Origin of the sequence: Kitasatospora sp. NPDC090308, from assembly GCF_044769485.1 — a bacterium.
In the GTDB taxonomy this organism is placed as follows: domain Bacteria; phylum Actinomycetota; class Actinomycetes; order Streptomycetales; family Streptomycetaceae; genus Kitasatospora; species Kitasatospora fiedleri.
On record NZ_JBIVXY010000003.1, the window covers coordinates 600749 to 625549 of the forward strand.

Genomic DNA, 24801 nt, shown 5'->3' on the forward strand with positions numbered 1-24801 from the left:
GAAAGGGGTGGCGGTCAGCACGGGGCGTCCTCCTGGAGGACGGCGGCTCCGGTGCGCAGGGCGGTCAGCTGGTCGTCGGCCGGGCAGCGGCCGCGGGCCGGGTAGCGCTCGGCGAACTCGACCAGGGGGGTGCGCAGTTCGCTGCCCCGGCGGGCCAGCGAGCGTTCGGCGGCGGCGAAGCACAGCAGGGCGGCGCGGCGCAGGTCCGGGTCGGCCATGCCGAGCGCGGCGGCGCGCCGCCACAGGCCCGAGCGCGGGGCGCGGCTGCCCGCGTGGCCGAGCCGCTCCAGCGCGGCGCGGGCCTCGTCGGCCGCCACCGGGTCGTCCAGCAGCGCGCTGACCAGGGCCAGCGGCACCCGCCAGCCCTCGGCGGGCTGGGCGTCCATCATCCGCAGCTCCAGGTACCCGTGCGGGCGCACCGGCGGGAACAGCGTGGTGCGGTGGTAGTCCAGGTCGGCCAGGGTGGCGGGCCGCTCGCCCGCGCCGCGCAGCCAGCCGCGGAAGGTCAGCCCGGCCGGCGCGTCCCACGGCAGCCCGTCGGAGCGGCGCACGCACAGCAGCGCGGCGTCCAGCACGTACCGGGCCCAGGCGTCGCGCGGGTCGGCGGACGGCGGCGGGGCCAGCGTCCGGGAGGGGTCCATCCGGGACCAGACCAGCTGCCGGGTCGACTTCCAGCCGGTCGGACGGCCCTCCAGCAGCGGCGAGTTGGCGAACGCGGCGACCAGCACCGGCCCCAACTCGTGCGTCAGCCGCCAGCGTTCGACGCAGTCGGCCTCGGTACCGACGTCCACGCAGACCTGCACGGAGGCGGTGCCGGTCATCATGATCCGGCCCCAGGGCCCGCCGCGGTCGAAGTAGCGCCCCATCGCCCGGTAGCGCGGGTGGGTGGCCAGCATCCGCCGCTCGCGGTCCATCGGGTCGGTGCCGCTGCCGGTCAGCCGCAGGCCCTCGGCGGCCAGCACCGCCCGCAGCACCGCCTGGTCGGCGCTCAGCCCGGCCGCGCAGCGGGCCGGATCGGCGGCGGGCGGGGAGCTGAGCTCGACCTGCCCGCCGGGTTCACGCGTCAGCCGCGAGCCGGCCGGGAGCACCGGGCCGTCGGCCGAGTCGGGCAGCACCGCCAGCGCGGCCGCCACCCGGTCGGGATCCACCGGGGAGCCCGGACATCGGGCGTCGTGGACGAACCACTCCGCCTCCACCCCGACCAGCGCCGGAGGACCGATCTTGAAGCAGATGGCGCCCAGGTGCCGTTCGGCCGACGCCTCGGTCAGCTCCGTCCGGAGCGTCACGCTGTGTACCGGATCGACGGCCGGAGCGGCCTGTTGCGGACGTACAGATGTCACCGGGTTTCACCATCCCTCGGTTCGCGACTTGAGCCCGGTTGTTCCTGCTCAGTCTGCTCCGGGGCAAACCTCGATGCCGCCCGAGCGCCTTCCTCGCAGGTCAGCCGGGTGAGAGCGGTGCGCAGGCGGTCCAGTGGCAGGGCGAAATTCAGCCGCAGGCGCCCGGAACCGGCCGCTCCGAAATCCGACCCGTCCGCCAGCTCGACATGACGCTCGGTGAGCAGCTCCTCCCGGGTGCCGAGCCCCGCCCCGTCCAGCCAGAGCAGGTACGACGCCTGCGGACGGGCCAGCACCGCACCGCCCAGCGCGGCCGTCGCCAGCTCCCGGGCCCGCACCAGGTGCGCCAGCAGCGCGTCCAGCCACGGCCCGCCCTCGGCCAGCGCCGCCCGCTGCGCGACCGCGCCCAGCAGCCCCCCTTCCCACAGTCCGAAACCCGCCATCACCGCCGCCAGCCGCTCCCGCAGCCCCGGGTCCGGCACCAGCGCGAAGCAGCTCGGCAGGCCCGAGACGTTGAAGGTCTTGCCGACCGAGTTCAGCGTCACCACGTTCGGCGCCCCGCCGGTCACCGCCACCGCGACCGGCTGCTCCACGCCCGCGTCCGGGTGCCGCAGGTCGCCGTGCACCTCGTCCGAGACCAGCAGCCCCGGGGCGGCGGCCGCGGCCAGCGCCCGGACGTCCCCGGCCGGCCAGATCCGCCCGGTCGGGTTGTGCGGGCTGCTCAGCAGCACCAGGCCCGGCCGGGCCGCCGCGACCCCGGCCAGCGGCAGCCGGTACGGGTCGCCCGGGTCGCCGGTCGCCAGCAGCGGCAGCTCCCGGGTGTCCACCCCCGCGGCCCGGCAGACCCGGGCGAAACCGCCCCACTCCGGCGTCACGAACACCGCCGGACCCGGCAGCGGACGCACCGCCTCCAGCAGCAGCCGCACCGCCGTGCCCGGCGCGAACGGCAGCAGCATCACCCAGCGCGGGTCCACCGCCACCCCGTGCCGCCGCCGGTACCAGTCGGCCACCAGCGCCCGGTCCGCGTCCTCCGCCACCGGGTACCCGAACGCCGGGTGACCCGCCCGCGCCCGCAGCGCCGCCGCCACCGCCGGCGGCCCCGGCAGGTCCATGTCCGCCACCCCCATGGCGATCCGCCCCGCCCCCGCCCGCGCCCACTTCGCACTGCCCGTCCCCGCCCGCGAGAACCGCTCGAACACCGGGTGCTCCCTCCGTCGCCGTCCCCTCACGCTAGGCCGGAACGGGCGCGGACGGGGGACGGGCGGGGGACGGACGGGGCGGGGCGGCGACGGGGCGCGGGCGGCGACGGGGCGCCGAGGGGCAGCACCGCGCCGGAGAGCAGCACCGTGCCGGAGAGCAGCGCCGCCGACCGGCCGCCGCGTTCGGCGCGGCCCGCTCAGCCCGCCCTGCGCCCGTGCAGGACCCGGGCGTCCAGCGGCAGCGGCTCCGGGCCCACCAGCACCGCCGCCCACACTCGCCCCCGTGACCGCCGCCGAACGCCTGATCCGCCCGGCCGCCCCCGCCGACCTGGACGCCGTGGCCGAGATCCACACGCACTACGTCCGACACACCGTCAGCACCTTCGAGGAGACCCCGCCGCCCGCCGACCACTGGCACCTGCGCCTGGACGAACTCGCCGCCCGCGCCCTGCCCTTCCTGGTCGCCGAGGTCTCCGGCCGGGTCGTCGGCTACGCCTACGCCGCCCCCTGGCGCCCCAAGCCCGCCTACCGCCACACCGCCGAGGACTCCGTCTACCTCGCCCCGGAGCACACCGGGCACGGCCACGGCACCGCCCTGCTCGCGGCCCTGATCGACGCCTGCGCCCGCACCGACCTCCGCCAACTCGTCGCCGTCATCGCCAGCCCCGGCAACGACGCCTCCGTCGCCCTGCACCGCCGCCTCGGCTTCGCCGAAGCGGGCCGCCTCACCGCCGTCGGCCACAAGCACGGCCGCTGGATCGACACCCTCCTGATGCAGCTATTCCTCGGCCGCCGCCCCGATCGCCCCGATCGCCCCGACGCTCCGGACGCTCCGGACGCGTCGCGCGACGCCCGCAACGGTCCGTGATCGGCGCAGGTGCGGTGGGGGCCGGGGCCGGTTCCCCGGTTCGGCGGGACGACCCGCCGGGGGTAAGGTGGGAGCGCAACGCCTCCGGGCGTTGAACGGCGGTGGGGCCCGCCGGACCCGAACCGCGGCAGTGGCCGCCAACGGTCCCTACTTGTGACGGTCGCGCCCGCACGTCCGGGCGCCGCGCGAGTAGGAGACGCATGCCCGTGGAACGACCCCGCGCCGGGGCGACGGCCGAGCCCGTCGACCCCGACCTCGAAGCCGCCCCCGCCGAGCGGCCTGCCCGCAGCCGTGATCAGGGCCTGCTGCCGGTCCTCGCCGTGATCGCGGTCGGCGGCGTGCTCGGCGCGAGCGCCCGCTACGCGATCGCGCTCGCCTGGCCCACCGCGCCGGGCCTCTTCCCGTGGAGCACCCTGGTGGTGAACGCGGTGGGCTGCGCGGTGATCGGCGTCTTCCTGGTGGTGATCACCGAGGCGTGGGCGGCGCACCGGCTGGTGCGGCCGTTCTTCGGCACCGGCGTGCTGGGCGGCTTCACGACCTTCTCCACCTACACGGTGGACATCCAGCGCCTGGTCGACGGCGGCCACGCCGCGACGGCGCTCGGGTACCTGGCCGCGACGCTGGCCGCGGCGACGGCGGCGGTGTGGGCGGGCGCACAGGCGGCCCGCCGGATGATCGGGCGGAGGACACGATGACCGGACTCACGGGCCGCGCGCTGCGGGTGACGGTGTACGTCGGGGAGGACGACCTCTGGCACCACCGGCCGCTGTACAGCGAGATCGTCCACCGGGCGCACGCCGCCGGACTGGCCGGGGCGAGCGTGTTCCGCGGCGTCGAGGGCTTCGGCGCCTCCTCGCTGGTGCACACCGCCCGGCTGCTGTCGCTCAGCGACGACCTGCCGGTGGCGGTCGTGATCGTGGACGCCGAGGAGCGGGTGCGGGCGTTCCTGCCGCAACTGGACGAACTCGTCACCGGGGGAACGGTGGTCCTCGACGCGTGCGAGGTCGTCCGGCACGTCGGCCGCGACAGGGGGAAGAAGTGAACTGGCTGCTGGTGATCGTCGGGGCGGCCGTCGGCGCGCCGCTGCGCTACCTGACCGACCGGGCGGTGCAGTCCCGCCACGACACGCTCTTCCCGTGGGGCACCTTCGTCGTCAACGTCGCCGGGTCGATGGTGCTGGGGCTGCTGACCGGCGCGGTGGCGGCCGGGGCGGCCTCCTCGCACCTCCAACTGCTGGTGGGGACCGGGTTCTGCGGGGCGCTGACGACGTACTCGACGTTCTCCTACGAGACGCTGCGGCTGGCCGAGAGCGGCGCCCGGTTCTACGCGGTGGCGAACGCGGCCGGCAGCGTGGCCGCCGGCCTGGGCGCGGCCTTCACCGGCAACGCGATCGCCCAGGCCCTGTGGGCGTGAACCCGGCGTCCGTCGCCGCGTCGTCCGTCGCCGTGTCGTTCCTCGCCGTGTCGTCCGTCGCCGCGACCGGATCAGACCGGGCTTGAGCCCCCAGCCCCCAGCCCCCAGCCCCCAGCCCCGAGTCCCGAGTCCTGATCCCGGCGCTCCCGCCCCGGCGGGTCAGCCGGTGAGCCGCCGTTCGAGCGGGGTGCGGAAGCGCGGGGTGACCCGGGTCTCGGCCAGCAGGGCGCGCAGGGCGGCGGCCTTCGCGGCGAGGGCCGCGCGGGCCTCGGTGCCGGGGTCGGTGAGGAGTTCGAACCGCACCTCGCCGTCGGGGTGCTGGGCCCAGCCGCCGACCACGCGGCCGTTCCACCAGGCGGTGGGGCCGAGGTTGCCGGAGCGGTCGACCAGTTCGGAGCGGTGGTCGGGGGAGAGGTACCAGTCGCGGTCCTTCCAGCCCATCACGCTGGGGTCGAGGGCCGGGAGCAGGGCCGCCCAGGGGGCGGGTTCGGCGACCGGTTCGAGGTCGTCGGGCAGCACGAAACCGGTCGTGCCGTCGGCGAGCCCGACCTCGACGGCCGCGCACGCGGCCAGCGCGGCCCGCACCTCGCGGACGCCCCAGCCGGTCCACCAGACCAGGTCCTGCTCGCCGGCCGGGCCGTACGAGGCCAGCCACCGCCCGGCCAACTCGGCCTGCGCGGCGGCCCGTTCGGCGGCGGACGGGACGGCGGGGACGGGCGGGCCGGGCACCCAGCGGTGCCGGCTGCTGGTCCAACCGCCGAGCGGACGGCGGCGGACCATGGCGCCCTCCATGCCGAGCAGCCGCAGCAGCCGCATGCCGACCGGCTGGACGGTCTGGTAGGAGGTGCCGACGCCGTAGTCGATCGTTTCGCGCAACTGTGGTACCAGCTCGCTCAGTTGACTGCCCGTCAGGCCGTCCGGGGCATCGGCGAGGGCAGCCAGCACGGCGTCCTGCGCGGCGGAGGTCCAGGCGGCGTCCCGGTCGGAGGCGGCGAAGTCCTTGAGCAGGCGGGCGCGTTCGGCGGCGGCGGCCTTCGCCGTGGTCGAGGCGTACAGCGCCGGTTCGAGCTCGGCGGGGATCGCGAAGAGGGTCTTGCGCGGGCCGTGGCGGCGCAGCACGGTGCCGTCGGCGTACAGGGCGCGCTCGGTGTCGGCGACGCCCGGGACGGCGAGCCGGGCCGCGACGGCGAGGAAGACCGTGGCGGGGTCGGTGGCGTGCACGGCGACCAGGTCCGCCACCACCTGCTCGGCGCGGTCGGCCGCGGTGCCGGGGGCCAGCCGGTGCCGTCGGGCGAGCCGGGCGCGGCGCTGGTCGTCGTCGAAGGCGGGGCGGGTGGGCACGGGATACCTCCTGCGGATCGGGGACAGCCTGCCACGTGCGGGCCGGCCGGGCGTGAAAGTTTCGGGTGGCGGCGGGTGTGTCCGGGGTGCGGGGGAGCGGCTGCCGGAGAGGCGTGGGCGCCGGCCGGGGCCGGGCGGGACGGGGCGTCGGCGAACCGCTCCGGTGCGGTGGTGAACGGTGGTGTTCAGCGGGCCTGTCGGGGCGGCGGTGGTGCCCGCCCCGGGGCGGGGGCCGGACGGCCGGACGGCGACGGGCGGCGTCCATCGAGGTTGGCGGGAGCGCTCCCACGGGTTCTGTCGAACTTCTTGACGGGAGTGCGAGGTCATGGCTTCATATCGGTTGTCCCCGAGCTGAGTTGGTCTCAGCCCAGGCCAAGTATGGGAGCGCTCCCATTAGTTGGGAGCTCTTCCGTCGAGTCCGTCCCCCACCCGAAAGGACTCCCTTACCGTGTCGGCAAATCTGACGCGCCGTCTCCGGACGGCGGCAGCGGCCGCGGTGCTCAGCGCCGCGACCCTGCTCCCCCTTGCCGTGTCGACCACCGCCGCCCACGCGGCGGCCCGTGTGGACAACCCCTTCGTCGGCGCCGGGGTCTACGTGAACCCCGAGTGGGCCGCCCACGCCGCCGCCGAGCCGGGCGGTTCGGCCGTCGCCAACCAGCCCACCGCCGTCTGGATGGACCGCATCGCGGCCATCGCCGGCGGCAACGGCGTCATGGGTCTGCGCGACCACCTGAACGCCGCGGTGCAGCAGGCCGCGGGCAAGCCGTACGTGTTCCAGGTCGTCATCTACGACCTGCCGGGCCGCGACTGCGCCGCCCTGGCCTCGAACGGCGAGCTCGGCCCCACCGACCTGCCGCGTTACAAGAGCGAGTTCATCGACCCGATCGCCGCGATCCTGGCCGACCCGGCCTACGCGAACCTGCGGATCGTCACCACGGTCGAGATCGACTCGCTGCCGAACCTGGTGACCAACGCGGGCGGCACCGCCACCGCCACCCCCGCGTGCGACGTCATGAAGGCCAACGGCAACTACGTCAACGGCGTCGGCTACGCGCTGGCCAAGCTCGGCGCGATCCCGAACGTCTACAACTACGTGGACGCCGGCCACCACGGCTGGCTCGGCTGGGACTCCAACCTCCAGCCGGCCATCGACACCATCAAGCAGGCCGCCACCGCGTCCGGCTCGACGGTCAACAACGTCCAGGGCTTCATCGTCAACACCGCCAACTACTCGGCGCTGCACGAGCCCAACTTCACCGTCAACGACTCGGTGAACGGCACCTCGGTCCGCCAGAGCAAGTGGGTCGACTGGAACTACTACGTCGACGAGGCGTCCTACGCCAAGGCGTGGCGCACCAAGGCGATCGCCTCCGGGTTCAACTCGAACATCGGCATGCTGATCGACACCTCCCGCAACGGCTGGGGCGGCGCCAACCGTCCGACCGGCCCGGGCCCGAAGACCTCGGTCGACGCGTACGTCGACGGCGGCCGGATCGACCGCCGCTTCCAGACCGGCAACTGGTGCAACCAGTCCGGCGCGGGCCTCGGCGAGCGTCCGAAGGCGGCCCCCGAGGACGGCATCGCCGCGTACGTGTGGGTGAAGCCCCCGGGTGAGTCGGACGGCGCGAGCTCGGCCATCGCCAACGACGAGGGCAAGGGCTTCGACCGGATGTGCGACCCGACGTACACCGGCAACCCGCGCAACAACAACAACATGTCGGGCGCGCTGCCGAACGCCCCGGTGGCCGGCCACTGGTTCTCGGCCCAGTTCCAGGAGCTGCTGAAGAACGCCTACCCGGCGGTCGGCACCGGCACCGCGGACACCACCGCCCCGACCGCCCCCACCGGCCTCGCGGCGACCACCACCGCCAGCAGCGCCGCGCTGACCTGGACCGCCTCCACCGACAACGTCGGCGTGACCGGCTACAACGTGTACCGGGGCGGCACCCTGGTCGGGACCACCAACAGCACCTCGTACACCGACACCGGTCTGAGCGCCTCCACCGCGTACTCGTACACGGTCAAGGCCAAGGACGCGGCCGGCAACCTCTCCGCCGCCTCCGCGGCGCTGAGCGTCACCACCGCCTCCGGCGGCACCTCCGACACCACCGCCCCGACCGCGCCGACCAACCTGGCGGCCACCACCACCGCCAGCAGCGCCGCGCTGACCTGGACCGCCTCCACCGACAACGTCGGCGTCACGGGCTACAACGTGTACCGGGGCGGCACCCTGGTCGGGACCACCGCCGGCACCTCGTACACCGACACCGGTCTGAGCGCGTCCACCGCGTACTCGTACACGGTCAAGGCCAAGGACGCGGCCGGCAACCTCTCCGCCGCCTCCGCGGCCGTCACCGCCACCACCCAGGCCGGCACCGGCACCGGCGGCGCCGGCTGCACCGCCACCTACAAGGTCAGCAGCGACTGGGGCGCCGGCTTCAACGCCGACGTCACCGTGACCGCGGGCAACACCGCGATCAAGTCCTGGAAGGTCACCTGGACCTACGCGGGCAACCAGCAGGTCACCAACCTGTGGAACGGCACCGTCAGCCAGTCCGGCCAGTCCGTGACGGTCACCAACGCCGGCTACAACGGCGCGGTCGCCGCCAACGGCTCCACCAGCTTCGGCTTCGGCGCCAGCTACTCCGGCAGCAACGCCACCCCGACCCTGACCTGCACCGCCACCAGCTGACGCCGGGCAGCCGGTAGTACGCGGCGGGCCCGCGGCAAGCCGCCACCGGACCCGACCGACGCGGGAGAGAACCGCGAAGCACCACCCCGGAGGCACCGCCCCCGTGCAGGGTCTGCACGGGGGCGGTCGCCCGTCCACCGCCGTGCGGACGCCGCCGCCCGGGACGTGCCGCACGGGCGTCCCACGCCTCCCGGGGCACGCCGCGCGGGACGTGCCGCGCCGCGCCGCCGTTCGGCTGCCAGCGCTTGCGGCCCGGATCGGAAGTGTAGGAGGATCTTGGTGTCCTCTTGCCATTTTCGACTGCCAGGCCGGAAGGCCGGAAGGAGTGCCGTCATGGCGCGTCCGAACTGGGTGCCTGCAGGGACCGACCTCGACAAGCCGAACGCGGCCCGGGTGTACGACTACTACCTCGGCGGTTCGCACAACTTCGAGGTCGACCGGAAGATGGCGCGCAAGGCGATCGAGCTCTGGCCGGACCTCCCGATGATCATGCGGGCCAACCGGGCCTTCCTGCGCCGCGCCACCCAGTTCGCCGCCGCCGAGGGCATCAGCCGCTTCCTGGACATCGGCTCCGGCATCCCCACCTTCGGCGCCGTCCACGAGGTGGCCCGCGAGTACCGGCCCGACGCGCGCGTCGTCTACGTCGACATGGACCCGGTCGCGGTCGCCCACAGCCGCCTCATCCTGGCCGACGACCCGCTCTGCCCGGTCGTCGACGCCGACCTGCGCAACACCGACGACCTGCTGGGCCGCCCCGAGGTCGAGGAACTGCTCGCCCCCGGCGAGCCCGTCGCGGTCATCCTCAACGCCGTCATGCACTTCGTCACCGACGACGACCACCCGGACCGGATCCTCGCCAAGCTCCGCGAGGCCCTGCCCAGCGGCAGCATGCTGATCCTCTCGCACGCCTCCCTGGAGGGCCGCCCCGATCAGGCCGGCTCCCACCAGAGCCTGTACCGCTCCACCCCGACGCCGCTCACCATGCGCAGCCGCGAGCAGATCGCCGCCTTCTTCACGGGCTACGAACTGGTCGAGCCCGGCATCGTCTACCTGCCCGAGTGGCGCCCCGACGACGCGGAGTCGGTCGGCCCGCACCCCGAGCGGATGACGGGGATGGCCGGCGTCGGGCGCCTGTCGTGAACCAGTCGCCCGGCGCGGACGAGCCCCCCGGCACGGCCGCGGGGGGAGCGGCGGACGCACCGGGCGCGGCGGCGAGCGAGGCGGGCGAGGCGGGCGCGGCGGGTGCGGAGGCGAGCGCCGGGTTCCGCGACGCGTGGGCCGCGATGCTGCGGGCCGGGCACGGCGCCGCGGTGCGCCCCGGCGTGCTGAACCCGCTGATCGCCCGCACCGCCGAGCTGCTGCACCGGGCCTCCCGGGAGCAGCCGTTCCGCCCCGAACTGGCCGGCCAGGCCGGGGCGCTGCTCATCGACAACCAGTTCACCGACCCGCAACTGCTGGCCGAAGCAGTCCAGTTGATCCAGCGTCAACCCGTCCCGGACGACCGCGGCCCGGTGCTCGGGGGCGCCTTCGCGGCCGGCTGGGCGGCCGCCCTGCGCGAGCGCACGCTGCGCGAGCAGGAGGCGATCCGGCTGGCCGCCGACACCGCCCGGCAGGAGGTCGAGAAGGCCCTGCGCGCCTCCGAGGCCCGCTTCCGCGCGCTGTTCGAGTCCGCGGCGATCGGCATCGGCCTCGGCGACACCGACGGCAAGATCCTGGCCGTCAACCGCGCCCTGGGCGAGATCTTCGGCGGCGGCCCCGAGGACATGCGGGGCGTGCGGGTCGGCGACCTGGTCCACCCCGAGGACACCCCCGGCGTCTGGGAGGCGTACGAGGAGCTGATCAGCGGCAAGCGCGAGTACTTCCAGTTCGACAAGCCGTACTACCGGCGCGACGGCGAGGTGGTGTGGACCCACCTGACCGTCTCGCTGATCCGCGACGACGACGGCGTCCCGCTCTACCAGGTCGCCATGCTGGAGGACGTCACCGACCGCTACCGCCTCCAGGAGCGGCTGCGCCACCAGGCCACCCACGACCCGCTGACCGGCCTGCCCAACCGGGCCGCGTTCTTCGAACGGCTGGAGAAGCTCTTCGAGGACCCGGAGCCGGACGCCCGCTTCGGCCTCTGCTACGTCGACCTGGACGGCTTCAAGATCGTCAACGACAGCCTCGGCCACGACATGGGCGACCAGCTGCTGACCGTGGTGGCCGGGCGGCTGGAGAACGCGCTCAGCCCGCTCGGCCACATGGTGGCGCGGCTCGGCGGCGACGAGTTCGTGGTGCTGCTGGAGAACTGCCGCGGCGAGCAGGAGGCCGTCGCCGCCGCCAAGACCGTCCTCGCCGCGCTCACCAAGCCCGTGGTGATCGGCGACCACCGGCTGGCCGTCGGCGCCAGCGTCGGCGTGCTGGAGCGGCGGATCGCCAGCACCACGCCCGGCGCGGCCGTCCGGGCCGCCGACCTCACGCTGTACCGGGCCAAGGAGGCCGGGCGGGGACGGTGGACGCTGTTCGACCCGGAGGAGAACGCGCGCGCCGTCAGCCGGTACGCGGTGTCCGTGCGGATGCCCGCGGCGCTGGACCGCGGCGAGTTCTTCATCGACTACCAGCCGATGGTCGACCTGGCCTCCGGCGCGATGACCGGCGTCGAGGCGCTGGTGCGCTGGCGGCACCCGCAGCTCGGGGTGCTCGGCCCGGAGGAGTTCGTCGGCGTCGCCGAGGAGACCGGGTTGATCATGCCGCTCGGCCGCTGGGTGCTGGAGCAGGCCTGCGAACAGGCCGCCGACTGGGTCGCCCGGTTCGGCGACCGGGCACCCAGGGTCAGCGTCAACCTGGCCGTCCGGCAGGCCCGCAGCGCCGGACTGGTCGGCGACGTCGAACGCACCCTGCGCACCACCGGCCTCGAGCCGTCGATGCTCCAGCTGGAGATCACCGAGTCGACCGTGGTCGGCCCCGAGGACGAGGCGCTCAAGGCGCTGCACGCCCTGGTCGACCTGGGCGTCTCGCTCGCCGTCGACGACTTCGGCACCGGCTGGTCCAACCTCGCCTACCTGCGCGACCTGCCGGTCTCCAACCTCAAGATCGCCGGGTCCTTCGTCGGCGACCTGCACGACCCCACCAAGGACACCCACCTCGGCTGGCGGATCGTCAGCGGCCTGGTCTCGCTCGCCCACACCCTGGGCCTGACCGTCACCGCGGAGGGCGTGGAGAGCCGCGCCGACGCCGAGCGCCTGCGCCTGATGGGCTGCGACCTCGCCCAGGGCTGGCACTTCGGACGGCCGGTGCGCCCCGCCGAGATCGCCCGGCGGATCGCCGAGACCGAGACCGAGACCGACCTCGAGGACGCGCCGGAGGCGTGGGGCAGGGGCGGGGACGGGGCCGGGGCCGGTTCAGGGACCGATTCGGGGTCCGGGTCCGGGGCCGGAGTCTGAGCCGGAGCCGGCGAGTTCGCGCAGGACCGGGACGAGGACCTTGCGCAGCCGGTCGCGGTCGCGGGCGAAGCGGCGGGACTGCTCCAGGCGGCCCGAGACGTGCCACAGCCAGGCCGACAGGGCGCCGGAGAGCGGGAGTTCACCGGTCTCCGGGCGGTGCAGGCCGCCGGTGCGCAGGGCGGTGACCAGCTGCTCGCCCCAGGAGCGGCCGTCCAGCAGCCGGCCCAGGTCCAGGGCGAAGCTCGCGCGGTCGACCACGGCCGGGCCGTCGGCCAGGGACTCGCCCCAGCCGACCAGTCCGGTGACGGCCGGTGGCGGTCCGTCCGGGTCGGGGGAGCGCAGCAGCAGGTTGCCCGGGGTGAAGTCGCCGTGCGTCCGGGCCACTTGCACCGGCCGGCCGGTCAACTCGCGGCGCAGGTAGGACCGCAGGGCGAGCAGACCGGCGGTGCCCTCCGCGCCCCGGCACCAGCGCACCCGGTCCGAGAGCACCGCCAACCGGTGGCCCAGCCAGCCGTCCACCAACCGCCCGTCCCGGCTCAACCCGCCCGTCGCGCCGTGCAGTTCGTCCAGGACGCCGAACGCGGACGCGGTCAGCCGCCCGGCCAGCTCCGGGCGGCGGGACAGCAGGACGTCGCCCGGTACGCCCGGCAGCACCCCCTGCACCAGCACCGGCGGCCAGCCGCCCAGCCGGGAGTCGACGGTCTCCGGCAGCAGACCGCGCAGCCCGGGCGACCGCAGCTCCGAGGCCAGCACCGCGACCGCGTCCCGCTCGCGGACCAGCGCCCGTACCGCCTCCCGGGTGCGCGGGCACTTCACCAGCACCGGCGACCCGCCGCCGGCCGGACGCCGCCGCGCCACCAGCACGTCCGAGGACCCCGGCGTCACCGCCTCCCACCTCCCGGGCCCCAACTCCCGTGCCACCAGCCGCAGTCGCAGCCCGTCCGCGACCCGCCCCGCCACCCCCGGCGGCACCAGCAACAGCCCGCCCGCGACCTCCCGCACCCCCATCAACTCGTGCAGCGGAACACGACTGCCGACGTTCATCCCCACCCCCGCCCGCCCCCGGCGCCGACCCCCGACGTCCGGAGACCGACCCACCACCCGCCCGACACCACCCGGCCGACGGCACGCCGGTCCGGCTCGGCGGGGTGGTCCCCGGTGCCCGGGGGCCCGCTCGCCGCGACCGCCGGGTGCACGGGGTGGGTGGGCGAGGTCCGGGCCCGGCCCGTCGCGGGTCCGGTCGTGAGCCTGGCGGAGCTGGTCGGCCTTGTGGTCATGGCGCTCTCCGGGGAGCGACGGGGTACCGGACGCGGGTGCTTCCACCGTCCGCCCGGCCCGCCCGGAACGCAACGCGGGCCCGGACGGGTCCGGGCGGGTCCGGCTCCCGGTCGACCCGGCGTGGCCGGGCGGGTACAGCGCGTCGACCGGCGGGCGCGGTCGGCCACCGGTCGGCCACCAGCCGTCGCCGTCGCCGTCGCCGTCCTGCCCGCACCCGGCCGGGCCGTCCCCGGGGCGGGGCGGTGTTCACCCGAGAGGAGATCGAGATCCGGACGACCGTCCGCTCACCCGCCCAGGCGCGGGTCCGCGTCGACGGCGAGGACCTGGTGGAGGCCGCGGCCGGGTCCGACGGTCTCGGCAGCTAGGTCCCGCGGTTACCGCCCGCCGACGGGCGCGGCCCGCTCCGGGCGACCGACCGGGCCCGCCGGGCGGAGTTCGGCGAACCCGGGTGCACGGGGCGGCCGCTGCGGCTACCCGGCCGCCACCGTCCGGCGGTACGGCGAACCCGTGGTCCGGTCCGACGGGGAGATCCCGGACGACGGACCGCCCCTGCCCGACTTCCACTTCGACGTCCGGCAGTACGACGCCGAACTCGCCCGCGCCACGGCCGACCGCCGGTGGGACGCACCCCGGCGCCCTGAGCCTCCAGCGGCCCCGCCCCGGGCGGCCGAGCCGCAGGGCGGAAACTCTCCCGTCCCGCACCGATGAGTCCGGGCGGTCGCGTCCGTCGAAGCCGGTGAGAGCGACGACCACCGACCGGGGAGCACCTCAGATGTCCACCACCACGACCGCCACCGCCACCGCCACCACGACCGACACCGCTGCCACGACCGACACCGCCGCGAAGCCCGGAAAGGCCGTCGTCCGGACGGTCTGGACGCTGCGCGTCCTGCTCGCACTGTTCTTCGCCCTGGCCAGCGCGCTGCCCAAGCTGCTGGCGCTCCCCGCCGCCGCCACCGTCTTCGACGCGATCGGGGTGGGCGACTGGTTCATGTACCTGACCGGCCTGGTGGAACTGGCCGGCGCCGTCGGCCTCCTGCTGCCCCGCCTGGCCGGGCCCGTCGCGACGGCGCTGATCGCCTTCCTGGCCTGCGCGTTCGTCACCCAGCTGACCGCGATGCACGGCGAGAACGCCGGCACCCCGTTCCTCTTCATGGTCCCGCTCGCCGTCATCGCCTGGCACCGCCGCACCGACACGACCGCCCTCCTCGGCCGCCGTCGCTGAACGTCCGCCGCAGAGCGTGGCCCGGGACGAGCCGAGACGTCGAGCCAGGCCGAGCAGGCGGCGGACAGCCTCGGGGTGCGGATGCCGGGGAGCACCGGAGCGTCCCCGCGCCGCAGCCCCCGTGACCCGACGGTCAGCGGCCGAGTTCGCCCAGGGCGGTGAGCCGGTCGGCGAGTTCGGCGGCCGACGGACGGTTCCTGGCGTCGGCGAGCAGCACGTCCTTGAGCACCTGCTGGAACTCGGGCCAGACCTCGGTGCCGACGAGCGGCGCGGTCCGCTCCCCGACGGCTCCGAGCAGCGCTACCGGTCCGGCGGACTTCCGGTCGATGCCGACCGCCTCGTAGTCCAGCGGCCAGTCTCCCGTCACGGCCGTCCACAGGGAGGCGGCGAGGGCGTACACGTCGGACGCGAAGCTGGTGAGCACGGGCTGGCTGCCGACCGTGATCTCGGCGGCCGGCTCGGGCGCGGTGAGGTGCGCCATCGTTCCCCGGAACGCCGACCAGGGCGTCTCGCCGAGATGGCGGGCCCACGCGAAGTCGATCAGTCGTACGCCGTCCACGGTGCGGATGACGTGGGCGGGTTGGAGGTCCCCGTGCATCCAGCCATGCCCGTGCAGCTCCGCCACCGCCCGGGCGACGTGCACGGGGGCCGGACTGCCCATCGCGGTGCAGGGAGTCCCCCGAGGCGATCAGCTGCTCTCGCAGCCACTTCGGGCCGCAGCCGTACAGCTGGTCGAGGACGACCAGCCCCAGCCCAGTGCGGTACCGAGCGGAGACTCCAGGGAGCGCCGTGCGGATCAGCCTCTTCAGCATGGCCTGATACTCAGGCCCGGTAGTAGTCGGCCCACATGAGGTCCCCGAAAGAGGGGAGGCCCCGCCCCGTGGCTGCCTGGGAAGGCCATGGGGCGGGGCCTGAGCCCGCCGGAGGGGGGGAGACCGACGTGGGTGGTGCGGGATGGGTCAATGCGTTTCGTAGTCCTGGACGCCGTCTCAGACGGCCGGTGCGGCGGTTGGCTCGGCTTGGGTTACGCCGGGGCCGGGGGGAGGTTCGTGAGGGCACGCCGGGCCTGATCCCGTGCGCGGAAGCCGAGGCTGATCAAGGTGATGCTCTCGCCGACCCCGAGCGGCGTCCGCCCGTGTGGCGTGAGTGCGCCGTCGAAGACGACACTGCTGCCCGCTCCGAGGTCGCATTCGAGGTAGCCGGCGGTGCTGATGAAGACGGTGGTGCTGGCCTTGTCCGCTTGGGTGGGGCGGGTGCGCTGGAGGCAGATGATCAGGTTGGCCTCGCCGAACCCTGCCTCGTCCAGGTGGAAGTCGAGGGACTGCCCTTCCGTGTAGCCGATGTAGACGCCGGTGTGCGGCTGCTCGACGGCGAGGCCGGTGAACCGCGCTACGAGCGCGGCCAGGTCGACCTGGGTGGCGAACTGGTTCGCGGCCTCGCCGACGGCCGCGTTCCGCTTGCCGTTGTGCAGGTATCCGTCGGTGAAGAGAGCCTTCTCGGCCTCCGCCGCCATGGCGGCGACCGGCTCGGCGGGGAACGGGTGGTCCCGCAGGTGCCGGGGCTGCATCCGCTGGTGGGCGGCGAGACCCCGCACCTGCTCTCTAATGGCGGGGAACCCGGCGTGCCACTGCGACGGGTCGGCGACGCTGGTACGGGTCTGTAGCCACGCCGTCCACCGACGACTCCACTCGTTCGGTGCCGCTGCGGGGGTGCTGCCGAGCAGGGTGTCGACCCGGTCGAGTGCGGCTTGCGTGGACTCGACCAGTTCGGTGTTCCCCTTGGCGATCCGCAGCCGCAGCGCCTCTTGCAGGTGCGTCCGGGCGCCGGTGAGGTCGCCGCGTTCCGTGAGGTGCTTGCCGGTGTGCTGGAGCGCGAAGTCGAGGAGTTCCGGGCACGTGCCTCGCGCGGTGTCCAGGGCGCTGCGGTAGAACGTCTCCGCGGTCTCGATGTCGCCCGCGTAGCGGTGGGCGTCGCCGAAGTTGAGTTCGGTGGCGATGACGGCCCGGACGTTCCCGCTGGTGATGGCGAGTTCGAGCGACTGTCGGAGGGACGTGTGTGCCTCGTCGTAGTTCCCGAGGCTCATCTGGGCGATGCCGATCCACCGGGTCAGGACCCGGGTCCGGTCGGGATCGGGGCTGGTGGCCAGTTCCTCTCGAAGCCCCTGCAATGCGGTGGTCAGCTCGGCCCGGTCGGTGGGGACCATCCGCAGGTCTGCGTCTTGTCTGATGAGGTGCTGGAGCACTGGGCCCTCCCTCGTTCGGTTGCGGTCAGCCTGGCACTACAGCTGGTCGATCTGCTGGCGCAGGCCGGTCAGCAGGTCTGCCCCGTGCGGGGTGAAGTGCGCCCCCAGGATTTCGAGTTCGCGCATGAGGTAGCGGGCGGCCGGCAGCCCCTCGTCGTAGGCGCTCCGGAAGCACGCACGTTCGTCGGCGGTCAGGTCGTCTCGGTCCAGCTCGGTACGGCGGAAGCGCAGCAACTGGTTGTCGACGCAGGTGGCGTGGAAGGCGCGGTCGATCTCCCAGAACTGGTTGCGGGCGACGCCCTGCCCGGCCCGCCACGCGATCTCGATCTTCGGTGAGGTCTCGGACGAGTACCCGTCGGCGAAGACCTGGTGTTGGTGGATGTGCAGGGCGATCGACTGGTGCGTTCCCTCGTGCAGCAGGTTCTCCGCCAGGAAGAGGGGGGACGGCTCCGGGCTGAGGGTGTTCGGCGGGATGTGGTGCCGGGCCTTGGCGTAGCGGACAACCTTACACCTGGGCACTGAACTGCGGGTTTCCGGCGAATGGCAGGTGTGGCCGGTAGCCGGCTCCAGAGGGCGGGCATGATGGTTCAGCTCGGACCGGTCGCGTCCGGGGGCTCGTCGACTTCCATCCAGACGATCCTTGTACGGGACGAGTAGCCGTAGCGGTTTGACAGCGCCATGGCCGGCAGCGTGGCTGCCTCGGCGTCTCGGTCACTGTTGCTCTGCCAATGCAACCGGTAGCCGCCCCCGTCCAACCGGGACAGCCTCACCTCCTGCCCCGTGATGCCCTTGATCCGCTGGGCCAGCGTGAACGCCTTCATCCCCGCGCCCATTCTTCCCTCCAAGGTGAAGGCCCCGCCCGCGGGCCTCGGGGGGTGCGCGCGGACGGGGCCGGTCGGTGTGTGGCGGCCGAGCAGCCGTCGCCGATTCGGCGAGCGGTCAGGGAGCGTGGCCCCAGAGCGGACGGCTCCTGGCCCTCGACCACGTCCGCAGGCCACCGGTCTGGATGCGCCCGCCGCCGGTGCTCTTGCTCCGGCCCAACTCGATGCGCTACTCCTCCGGTTGCCCAGGGCGTCCGTCGAGCGGGTCGGGTGGGCCGGGTCAATTCCGGGACGTGATGACCAGACGGAGGCTCAACCCCTCCCGCCACAGCTCGACCGTGCGGGGCGGGGTCACCCGGAGCCACCGCAGACGGCCGGGCTTCCGGTCGTCCCGGTCGAAGTCGACGCCACCGACCACCAGCAGGACCAGGACGGCCAAGAACAGTAGGTGTCCGCTCACGGATCACTCCCCGTCCCAACGGCCCGGGGTCACGAGCACGTGGTCGCCCGTGGTCCGCAGGAACGACCTGTGGGCGGTGTCGGCGGTGTGCTGGGCCATCGCCTTGTTCAACGCCACCATGTCCAGCGGCACGTCGGAACTGGTCCACGCGCAGGCCCCGTTCGGCCCGCCCTCGCATCGCGCGCTGCCCACCGTCGACCTCTCGTCGTCATGGGCCACCTTGAATTCCCGGAACCGGAGCACCCCCGATCCCGTGCTCACTCGCCCACCTCCCCAAGTGGGTGGCCGGTACCGCCGCTGTCGAAAGCCCCGGATCGCGGGTAGTCGTCGTTCACGGACACGGGTTTCCTCACTCGAATCACTCGAAGATCCAGCGCCAGTCAGCGGCGCGATTCGCTCGCAACTCCCGGGCACGGGCCCTCAGGAGGCGCATGGTGTCGGATTCGGTGGGTTTCCGGGCCGGGCCGGACCCGACCGTCCCGGCGGCTGACGAACCGTCGTCCGACGTGGTCGGCGGGGCCGTCCCGGGAAGGTCGTCACCCACGCCCACCGCCCCCGGGGAACCCGCACTCGCCCCGGTGCCGTTGCCGGAGGATCTTCACGTCCAGGAGCAGGGACTCATTGGTGTACCTGCCCGCCGAGTCCTCCGCTCTCCTCGCCGCCGCCGCCATCACCGCCAGCTCGGCGCAGCGCGCACAGCGAGGCCCGACCGAGGCGACAGTTCTCCTGCCCTGCTTCTCGGCGGGACGCCCCGCCACCGTGGTCTCACGCAACAACGCGCACCAACTCCCCACCGGGGTGCGCCGGGCAACCGGGGCACACGTACCGGTACCCCCTCGCCCGCCGCTCCGCCTCCCCCACCCGGTAGTCGGCCGCCATCTGCGCCATCTGCGCCCGCGTCGCCCTACCACCGGGCCGAACGGCGCGCTGCTCCCTGCTTCCCTCCGGCATCGTCCTGCCTCCCGTCCACCGGCACCTGCTTGCCTGTCAGCAGGACCGTAGGGATTGGCCGGAGCGGGTCGCCACGAAATTCCACGGGATTCCACGCGAATCGGCGCAGCTCAGGCGATGCCCCGCCCGGCCCGCCGGAGCAAGTCGCGCGCGGCGGCTCCGTAGACGGCCTGCTCAGCAAGCTCGGCGAACGTGTTCGCATAGGTGCTGATCTCGGATGGTCGAGTGATCGTCAGGTAGCCAGAGACAAGCTCCACGTTCACCTGTGCAGCATCGAAGATCCAGAAGCCTTCCACCGGCATGCGCACCCGACCGACTGCCATCGGGATGATTCCGAGGCTGACGTTCGGCAGGGCCGCGACCGTAGCGAGGTGGTCGAGTTGCCCACGCAGCACTTCGGCGTCACCGAGACAGGATTGCAGCACCGACTCCTCCGTCAGGAAGGCAAATTGGTGGTCGCCCTCGTAGAGGATGCGTTGCCGGTCCATTCGGGCGGATACGGCGGCGTCGACGTCGTCCACGGCAACTCGACGGCGCTGAACGGCGCGGAGCACCGAGGTCGTGTAGGCCCGGGTTTGGAGCAGGCCGGGTACCAGCCACGAGGAGTAGGCCCGGAACCGGCGGGTGCGGTCGAATAGCGGAAGGACGGCCAGCTGAGCCTGTTTCAACCCGGCCCGCTCCATGCGCCGCCAGTCGATGAACATGCCGGTGACGGCCCGGAGGGAGGCGATCAGGTCAGCCGCCCGCTCGAGCACCCCGCATGCCTGGCACCACTGCTGGACGTCCTCTTCTGAGGGAGGGGTGTGGGCGTTGAGCAGACGGCTGACCTTGGACGGGTACCAGCCACAGGCGGCGGCCAACTCCTGGCCGTTGAGCCCGGCGTCCCGCTGTATCTCGCGGAGCTGAGCGGCGAGAGCCTGCCGGGCATGCTGGACGCTTGACGATGATGTTGCAGCCACGGTGAGAGCAGATCAGCGCGGCCGGTAGTCCTCGTGCGGTACAGCCCGGTCCCACACCGCCTCGAACGCGGAGCCGCACAGGCCGGCCAGCGCCGGATCGGTCAGGTACTCGCGGCCGTCCTGGTCCAACTGGCCCTCTCCGGTGAAGTGGTGGAGCAACACCGTCTCACCGTCGAACACCCAGAAGTCCGTACCCGGCAGGGCCAGGCCCACCGTGTTCCGTCTCGGCAGCCACCGGACCTGCTCGCCAGCCGCCACGTTGGCGAACGTGCCGTCGTACTCGTACCGGACGTAATCGCTGATCGGCTCGGACACGATCCGGGCCCGCCGAACGACGACACCCCGGCCGACCGCTTCGGCCACTACGTCGTGCCATGAGTTCCACCAGGTGGCACGATCGGCCTGGTCCAGCCGCTTGCCTCCCTTCCAGGCAATGAACTCCGGGTCGTCCAGCATGTATGCGTCGCGCCAGATCGTCGGCGACTCGTCGGTAGGGGTGTTGGGGGTGATGCCCACAAACTCTAGATCCACGTTGGCCTCCACTGCCTAGCTGATTCCACGTGGTTCCAAGGATGCGGGCCGATGGTGCCCCTGTCAGGCGTATCGCGTCCTGATGGACTGTCAGGTGGTGGCACCAATGATCCGACGGTCTGTCAGGGCCACGCAGGGTCTATGGCCGACGGAGCGGGGGGTGACGGGGCCGGAACGAGAGAAAGGCCCCGCTCCGCCTCCGGGGTGGGGCAGGGCGGGGCCACGGGGCGCTCGTCGGTTCGAGGCTGCGGCGGTCGGGTCAGTGCCGTCCCCAGTGGCGGGCCGGCGCGGCGTCGCGGGCGCTGTACCCGCGCGGTGCGGTTTCCGGCTGGGGGGCGGGAGACGCAGGATGCGGTCGGCGGCGGTGCGGTGGCGTTCGGCTTGGGCGATGGCGGGGTGGATGACCTTGACTCCGGTGCGCATGCCGCCGTCGATCGTCCGGCTGTCGCAGTGCACCTGGTCTTCGAGTGCTTCGGCTTCGGCGAGCAGGGCGGTGGCGTTGTCGAGCAGGACGACGTCGAAGATCAGCCGCTTTCCGGCGTCCGGCACCCCGACCCGGTACCCCTCCTAGGCGGCGAACGCCCGGCCGCGGCTCTCCTGCGCGTCCACGGACGGCTCGCGCTTGTGGCTGCCCTTCCGCAGTTTCTTCGACGTGCGGCGTGTCCCACCTCTGGTCAGGCCATGCTCACCCGCAACATGTCGTGCGCGAGCGAGAAGGCTGTTCCGTCAGCCTTGGCGCGGAGGTAGCGGAGGTTGCTGGGGGAGAGGTGGACGCCGGTGGGGACGCGTTCGGTGATGGTGATGCCGAGGGCGGTGAGTTGGGCGGCCTTGTCGGGGTTGTTGCTGAGCAGGCGGATCGCGGGGGCGGCGAGGGTGGTGAGCATCTGGGCGGCGGGGGTGTAGTCGCGGCCGTCCTCGGGGAGGCCGAGGGCGGCGTTGGCCTGGTAGGTGTCGAGGCCGGAGTCCTGGAGGGCGTAGGCGTCGAGCTTGTTGTAGAGGCCGATGCCGCGGCCCTCCTGGCGGAGGTAGAGCAGGTAGCCGCCCGTCTCGGCGATCCGCTGGACGGATTCGCGCAGCTGGGGGCCGCAGTCGCAGCGGGCGGAGCCGAAGACGTCGCCGGTGAGGCACTCGGAGTGCAGGCGCACCAGCGGGGCGGCGGTCGGGGACGGGTCGCCCAGGGCGAGGGCGAGGTGTTCGGCGCCGTCGGCCAGGCCGTGGAAGGTGTGCACGTCGGCCTCGACGCGGTAGCCGTCGCCGAAGGCGAGCGGGACGCGCACGCGGGAGCGCACGGTGGCGGCGGGGAGCTGTCGGCTGGTCTCGGGGTGCGTCATGTCGGGTCCCTCCGGGGCCGCGGGTGGTGGTCGCCTGCGCTCGCGGTCCGGTACGAGCCGTCACCAGGTTGTTCAAATTCGAACCGGATCGTGCTCGCCCGACGCTACACCGTGGTTCCAATTTGAACAACCGGCTTTCCCGGCCGCATTCCCCCGTCCCGCCCGTCCCGCCGTTCGTACGGACGCGCCGCCCGCGCGGACGCACCGCCCTCCCGTTCGGCCCACCAGCCCCCGGCTACCCGTCGGTATCCCGGCAAGGTGGAGGGGTGAGGCGGAGGGGCGGAGCGCGGGCCCGTCCGCGGCAGAGCGGTGCAGAGCGACCCTGGAGATGAACCGACCGTGAAGATCACCCAACCGAGCCCCGGCGCGCCCTGCTGGGTGGAGCTCGCCACCAAGGACCCGGCCGCCGCGAGGGCCTTCTACCACGAGCTGTTCGGCTGGCGCGCCGAGGCGGTGCCGGAGGAGGGGGCGGCGGGCTACAGCCGGCTCTACCTGGGCGAGCAGCTCGTCGCCGGGCTCAGCGGCCTGATGCAGCCCGACCAGCCCACCGCGTGGACCATCGGCTTCCACACCGCCGACACCGACATCACCGCCGACGAGATCGCCGACGCCGGCGGCAGGCTGATCGCCGGGCCGATGGACGCCCTGGACTGGGGCCGGTTCGCGGTCGCCGCCGACCCCGCCGGCGCGGTCTTCTCCACCTGGCAGCCCGCCGCGATGCGCGGGGTCGACGTGCGCGACGAGCCCGGCTCGCTCGGCTGGGTCGAGCTCGCCACCCGCGATCCGCGGGCCGCCGCCGAGTTCTACGGCCGGGTGTTCGGCTGGAGCGTCAACACCGGTGAGATGTACACCGAGTTCGGCCTGGGCGGCCGGGACTTCGGCGGCATGATGGACATGTCCGACCAGTTCCCGGCCGAGGTCCCGCCCTACTGGATGCCGTACTTCGCGGTCGCCGACGCCGACCTCGGGGCCGAGCGCGCCGCCCTGCTCGGCGCCACCGTCACCCTCCCGCCCACCGACGTCCCCGACGGGCCGCGGCTGGCCGTCCTGCGCGACCCGCAGGGCGCGCTGTTCGGCATCCACGTGGTGGAGCCGGGCGACCGCGAGTAGCGCGGCGGGCGCGGCTCAGACCCGGGCCGCGGGCGCGGCTCAGACCCGGGCCGGGGGCGCGCCGGTGGGCGCCGAGGACGGCGGCGGGCCCGGGCGGCGGCGCTCGCGCAGCAGCGGCCCGGCGGCGGTCGCGGCCGCCGCCAGCACCACCGCCAGCGCCGTCAGCGGCACCCAGTCGCCCAGCCGGACGTACCAGGTGCGGGCCGCCGGGTCGGCCAGCGCCAGCCGGACCGTCGCCGCGCCGGTCTCGTCGGTGCCCAGCCGCACCAGCCGCCGGCCCTGCGCGTCGTACGCCACCGACTCGCCGGTCAGCGCCGCCTGCACCACCGGCCGGCCGGTCTCCGCCGCCCGCAGCGCGCCCAGCGAGGCGTGCTGGGCCGGGGCCCAGGTGGACTGGAAGGTCGAGGTCGCCGACTGGTAGACGATCAGCGCGGCGCCCTGCTGCGCGCTGGTGCGCGACAGGTCGGGGAACGCCGACTCGAAGCAGATCAGCGCGCCCACCGGCAGCGGACGCCCGTCCCGGTCGGCCACCGGCAGCAGGTGCACCGAGCTGCCCGGGGCCCGGTTCTCGCCCGCCGCCGCGCTCACCCCGGCGATCCAGCCCAGCAGCGGGCGCAGCGGGATGTACTCGCCGAACGGCACCAGCCGGATCTTCCGGTAGCGCGCCACCAGGCCCGAACCGTCCACCAGCACCGCGTCCTTGGAGATCCGGCCGTCGGCCTTCCGGGCGTCCTCGCCGACCAGCAGCTGCGCGCCCGTGGTGCGCGAGAGCGCCGCCAGCCGCTGCACCGTCGCGGCGTCCCGGTCCAGGTCGTCGGTGGTCGAGCTCTCGCCCCACACCACCAGGTCCACCGGGCTGCCGACCAGGCTCCGGGTGATCTTGACGTTCGCCTCCAGCCGGGCCTGCTCGTCCGCGGTCGAGCCGACCTGGACGAGCGCCACCGACGCCGAACCGGAGGTCGCCGGGGCGGCCTGCTCGGCGAACGCCAGCGGGCCCGCCAGGGCGACGGCCAGCGCGGCCGCCCCCGCCGCCGCGCGCAGCCGCAGCTCGTGCGCGCACAGCAGCACCAGCAGCGCCGTGTTGACCGCGACCAGCGCCCAACTCACCAGCCACACCCCGCCGATCGAGGCCAGGCCGAGCACCGCCGGGTGCTCCCACTGGGTGGCGCCGAGCAGCGCCCACGGCCCGCCCAGCGCGCCCCAGGAGCGGACGAACTCGGCACTCACCCACACCGCGGGCAGCACCGCGAGCGCCGCCGCCGCCCGGCGCGGCGCCGGCTCGCCGTGCAGCAGCCACCACGCGGCCAGGCCCAGCGGCGCCTGCAACGCGCCGAACAGCACCGCCAGGACGGGCAGCGCCGGGCCGATCGACGGGATCAGCCAGTACATCCCGGTCAGGATGAACCCGGCGCCGAACCACCAGCCGCGCACCGCCGCCTCGCGCGGCCCGTCCGCCGCCCGCATCAGCAGCAGGCCGGGCACCAGCGCCGCCCAGGCCAGCCAGGCCAGGCCGACGCCGGGGAAGGTCAGGACGGGCAGTGCGCCCGAGGCCAGCGCGCCGTAGCGGGCGGGTCGGGTGAGTGCGGTTCGCAGGCTCATGCGGAGATTGTCCGCCCGG

25 protein-coding genes are annotated in these 24801 nt (G+C 74.1%); 10 read left to right on the plus strand and 15 right to left on the minus strand.

What is annotated here, in order from left to right:
* Positions 1–14: 14 nt before the first annotated feature.
* Positions 15–1286: an ergothioneine biosynthesis glutamate--cysteine ligase EgtA gene (gene egtA, locus ACIQVD_RS10210; protein WP_400679221.1), complete on the minus strand. Its 1272-nt coding sequence runs from the start codon at positions 1284–1286 to the stop codon at positions 15–17.
* Positions 1287–1336: 50 nt separating this feature from the next.
* A complete protein-coding gene (locus tag ACIQVD_RS10215; protein ID WP_402287567.1) occupies positions 1337–2536 on the minus strand; it encodes an aminotransferase class I/II-fold pyridoxal phosphate-dependent enzyme in 1200 nt (399 codons plus the stop codon).
* 283 nt (positions 2537–2819) lie between these two features.
* Here ACIQVD_RS10215 and ACIQVD_RS10220 point away from each other — a divergent pair, with 283 nt between their 5' ends.
* From ACIQVD_RS10220 to crcB, 4 genes are all read left to right on the plus strand, one after another.
* Positions 2820–3404: a GNAT family N-acetyltransferase gene (locus tag ACIQVD_RS10220; RefSeq protein ID WP_402287570.1), complete on the plus strand. Its 585-nt coding sequence runs from the start codon at positions 2820–2822 to the stop codon at positions 3402–3404.
* Positions 3405–3604: 200 nt separating this feature from the next.
* Positions 3605–4099 carry a fluoride efflux transporter FluC gene (locus ACIQVD_RS10225; RefSeq protein WP_402287572.1) on the plus strand — a complete coding sequence of 165 codons (495 nt, stop codon included), beginning with the start codon at positions 3605–3607 and terminating at the stop codon, positions 4097–4099.
* A complete protein-coding gene (locus ACIQVD_RS10230; RefSeq protein ID WP_400679230.1) occupies positions 4096–4446 on the plus strand; it encodes a DUF190 domain-containing protein in 351 nt (116 codons plus the stop codon). Before ACIQVD_RS10225 ends, ACIQVD_RS10230 begins: the two co-directional genes overlap by 4 nt.
* Positions 4443–4817: a fluoride efflux transporter CrcB gene (gene crcB, locus ACIQVD_RS10235; protein ID WP_100839432.1), complete on the plus strand. Its 375-nt coding sequence runs from the start codon at positions 4443–4445 to the stop codon at positions 4815–4817. Before ACIQVD_RS10230 ends, crcB begins: the two co-directional genes overlap by 4 nt.
* 159 nt (positions 4818–4976) lie before the next feature.
* Here crcB and ACIQVD_RS10240 read toward each other — a convergent pair whose 3' ends face one another.
* Positions 4977–6158 (minus strand): winged helix DNA-binding domain-containing protein, encoded by a 1182-nt coding sequence (locus tag ACIQVD_RS10240; protein WP_402287577.1) that lies wholly within the window; start codon positions 6156–6158, stop codon positions 4977–4979.
* 460 nt (positions 6159–6618) lie between these two features.
* On the opposite strand from ACIQVD_RS10240, the gene ACIQVD_RS10245 reads away from it, so the two are divergent.
* The 3 genes from ACIQVD_RS10245 (at position 6619) to ACIQVD_RS10255 (ending at position 12275) form a co-directional block, all read left to right on the plus strand.
* Complete coding sequence (locus tag ACIQVD_RS10245) at positions 6619–8850, plus strand: glycoside hydrolase family 6 protein (protein ID WP_402287746.1); 2232 nt, start codon at positions 6619–6621, stop codon at positions 8848–8850.
* Between the two features lie 333 nt (positions 8851–9183).
* Positions 9184–9990 carry an SAM-dependent methyltransferase gene (locus ACIQVD_RS10250; protein WP_400679238.1) on the plus strand — a complete coding sequence of 269 codons (807 nt, stop codon included), beginning with the start codon at positions 9184–9186 and terminating at the stop codon, positions 9988–9990.
* On the plus strand, positions 9987–12275 hold the full coding sequence (locus tag ACIQVD_RS10255; RefSeq protein ID WP_402287580.1) for a putative bifunctional diguanylate cyclase/phosphodiesterase: 2289 nt from the start codon (positions 9987–9989) through the stop codon (positions 12273–12275). The genes ACIQVD_RS10250 and ACIQVD_RS10255 overlap by 4 nt, the downstream gene beginning before the upstream one ends.
* Here the strand turns inward: ACIQVD_RS10255 and ACIQVD_RS10260 are convergent.
* Positions 12234–13319, minus strand: coding sequence for an aminoglycoside phosphotransferase family protein (locus ACIQVD_RS10260; RefSeq protein WP_402287582.1), 1086 nt, complete (start codon positions 13317–13319; stop codon positions 12234–12236). The genes ACIQVD_RS10255 and ACIQVD_RS10260 overlap by 42 nt on opposite strands.
* Positions 13320–13795: 476 nt before the next feature.
* On the opposite strand from ACIQVD_RS10260, the gene ACIQVD_RS10265 reads away from it, so the two are divergent.
* Positions 13796–13918: a hypothetical protein gene (locus ACIQVD_RS10265; RefSeq protein ID WP_402287584.1), complete on the plus strand. Its 123-nt coding sequence runs from the start codon at positions 13796–13798 to the stop codon at positions 13916–13918.
* A gap of 407 nt (positions 13919–14325) precedes the next feature.
* A complete protein-coding gene (locus ACIQVD_RS10270; RefSeq protein ID WP_402287586.1) occupies positions 14326–14778 on the plus strand; it encodes a DoxX family protein in 453 nt (150 codons plus the stop codon).
* Positions 14779–14911: 133 nt separating this feature from the next.
* Here ACIQVD_RS10270 and ACIQVD_RS10275 read toward each other — a convergent pair whose 3' ends face one another.
* The 10 genes from ACIQVD_RS10275 to ribA form a co-directional block, all read right to left on the minus strand.
* Positions 14912–15439 (minus strand): hypothetical protein, encoded by a 528-nt coding sequence (locus ACIQVD_RS10275; protein WP_402287588.1) that lies wholly within the window; start codon positions 15437–15439, stop codon positions 14912–14914.
* A 363-nt stretch (positions 15440–15802) separates the two neighbouring features.
* Entirely contained in the window at positions 15803–16981 is a 1179-nt protein-coding gene (locus ACIQVD_RS10280) for a tetratricopeptide repeat protein (RefSeq protein WP_402287590.1), read from the minus strand.
* 75 nt (positions 16982–17056) lie between these two features.
* Complete coding sequence (locus ACIQVD_RS10285; RefSeq protein WP_402287593.1) at positions 17057–17539, minus strand: hypothetical protein; 483 nt, start codon at positions 17537–17539, stop codon at positions 17057–17059.
* A 68-nt stretch (positions 17540–17607) separates the two neighbouring features.
* The gene (locus ACIQVD_RS10290) at positions 17608–17841 is read right to left on the minus strand and encodes a hypothetical protein (RefSeq protein WP_402287595.1); all 234 of its coding nucleotides are present in this window, start codon (positions 17839–17841) and stop codon (positions 17608–17610) included.
* 280 nt (positions 17842–18121) lie between these two features.
* On the minus strand, positions 18122–18301 hold the full coding sequence (locus tag ACIQVD_RS10295; RefSeq protein ID WP_402287598.1) for a hypothetical protein: 180 nt from the start codon (positions 18299–18301) through the stop codon (positions 18122–18124).
* A gap of 3 nt (positions 18302–18304) precedes the next feature.
* Positions 18305–18562, minus strand: a complete 258-nt coding sequence (locus ACIQVD_RS10300; RefSeq protein ID WP_402287600.1) for a hypothetical protein — start codon at positions 18560–18562, stop codon at positions 18305–18307.
* 800 nt (positions 18563–19362) lie between these two features.
* The gene (locus ACIQVD_RS10305; RefSeq protein WP_402287602.1) at positions 19363–20211 is read right to left on the minus strand and encodes a helix-turn-helix domain-containing protein; all 849 of its coding nucleotides are present in this window, start codon (positions 20209–20211) and stop codon (positions 19363–19365) included.
* Positions 20212–20223: 12 nt separating this feature from the next.
* Positions 20224–20754, minus strand: coding sequence for a DUF6879 family protein (locus tag ACIQVD_RS10310; protein WP_402287605.1), 531 nt, complete (start codon positions 20752–20754; stop codon positions 20224–20226).
* Between the two features lie 78 nt (positions 20755–20832).
* A complete protein-coding gene (locus ACIQVD_RS10315; RefSeq protein ID WP_402287608.1) occupies positions 20833–21291 on the minus strand; it encodes a hypothetical protein in 459 nt (152 codons plus the stop codon).
* Positions 21292–21416: 125 nt separating this feature from the next.
* Positions 21417–22073 (minus strand): GTP cyclohydrolase II, encoded by a 657-nt coding sequence (ribA, locus tag ACIQVD_RS10320; RefSeq protein WP_400679272.1) that lies wholly within the window; start codon positions 22071–22073, stop codon positions 21417–21419.
* A 339-nt stretch (positions 22074–22412) separates the two neighbouring features.
* Here ribA and ACIQVD_RS10325 point away from each other — a divergent pair, with 339 nt between their 5' ends.
* On the plus strand, positions 22413–23183 hold the full coding sequence (locus ACIQVD_RS10325) for a VOC family protein (RefSeq protein ID WP_400679274.1): 771 nt from the start codon (positions 22413–22415) through the stop codon (positions 23181–23183).
* 39 nt (positions 23184–23222) lie between these two features.
* On the opposite strand, the gene lnt is transcribed toward ACIQVD_RS10325, so the two are convergent.
* On the minus strand, positions 23223–24782 hold the full coding sequence (lnt, locus tag ACIQVD_RS10330) for an apolipoprotein N-acyltransferase (RefSeq protein WP_402287611.1): 1560 nt from the start codon (positions 24780–24782) through the stop codon (positions 23223–23225).
* Positions 24783–24801: the final 19 nt, after the last annotated feature.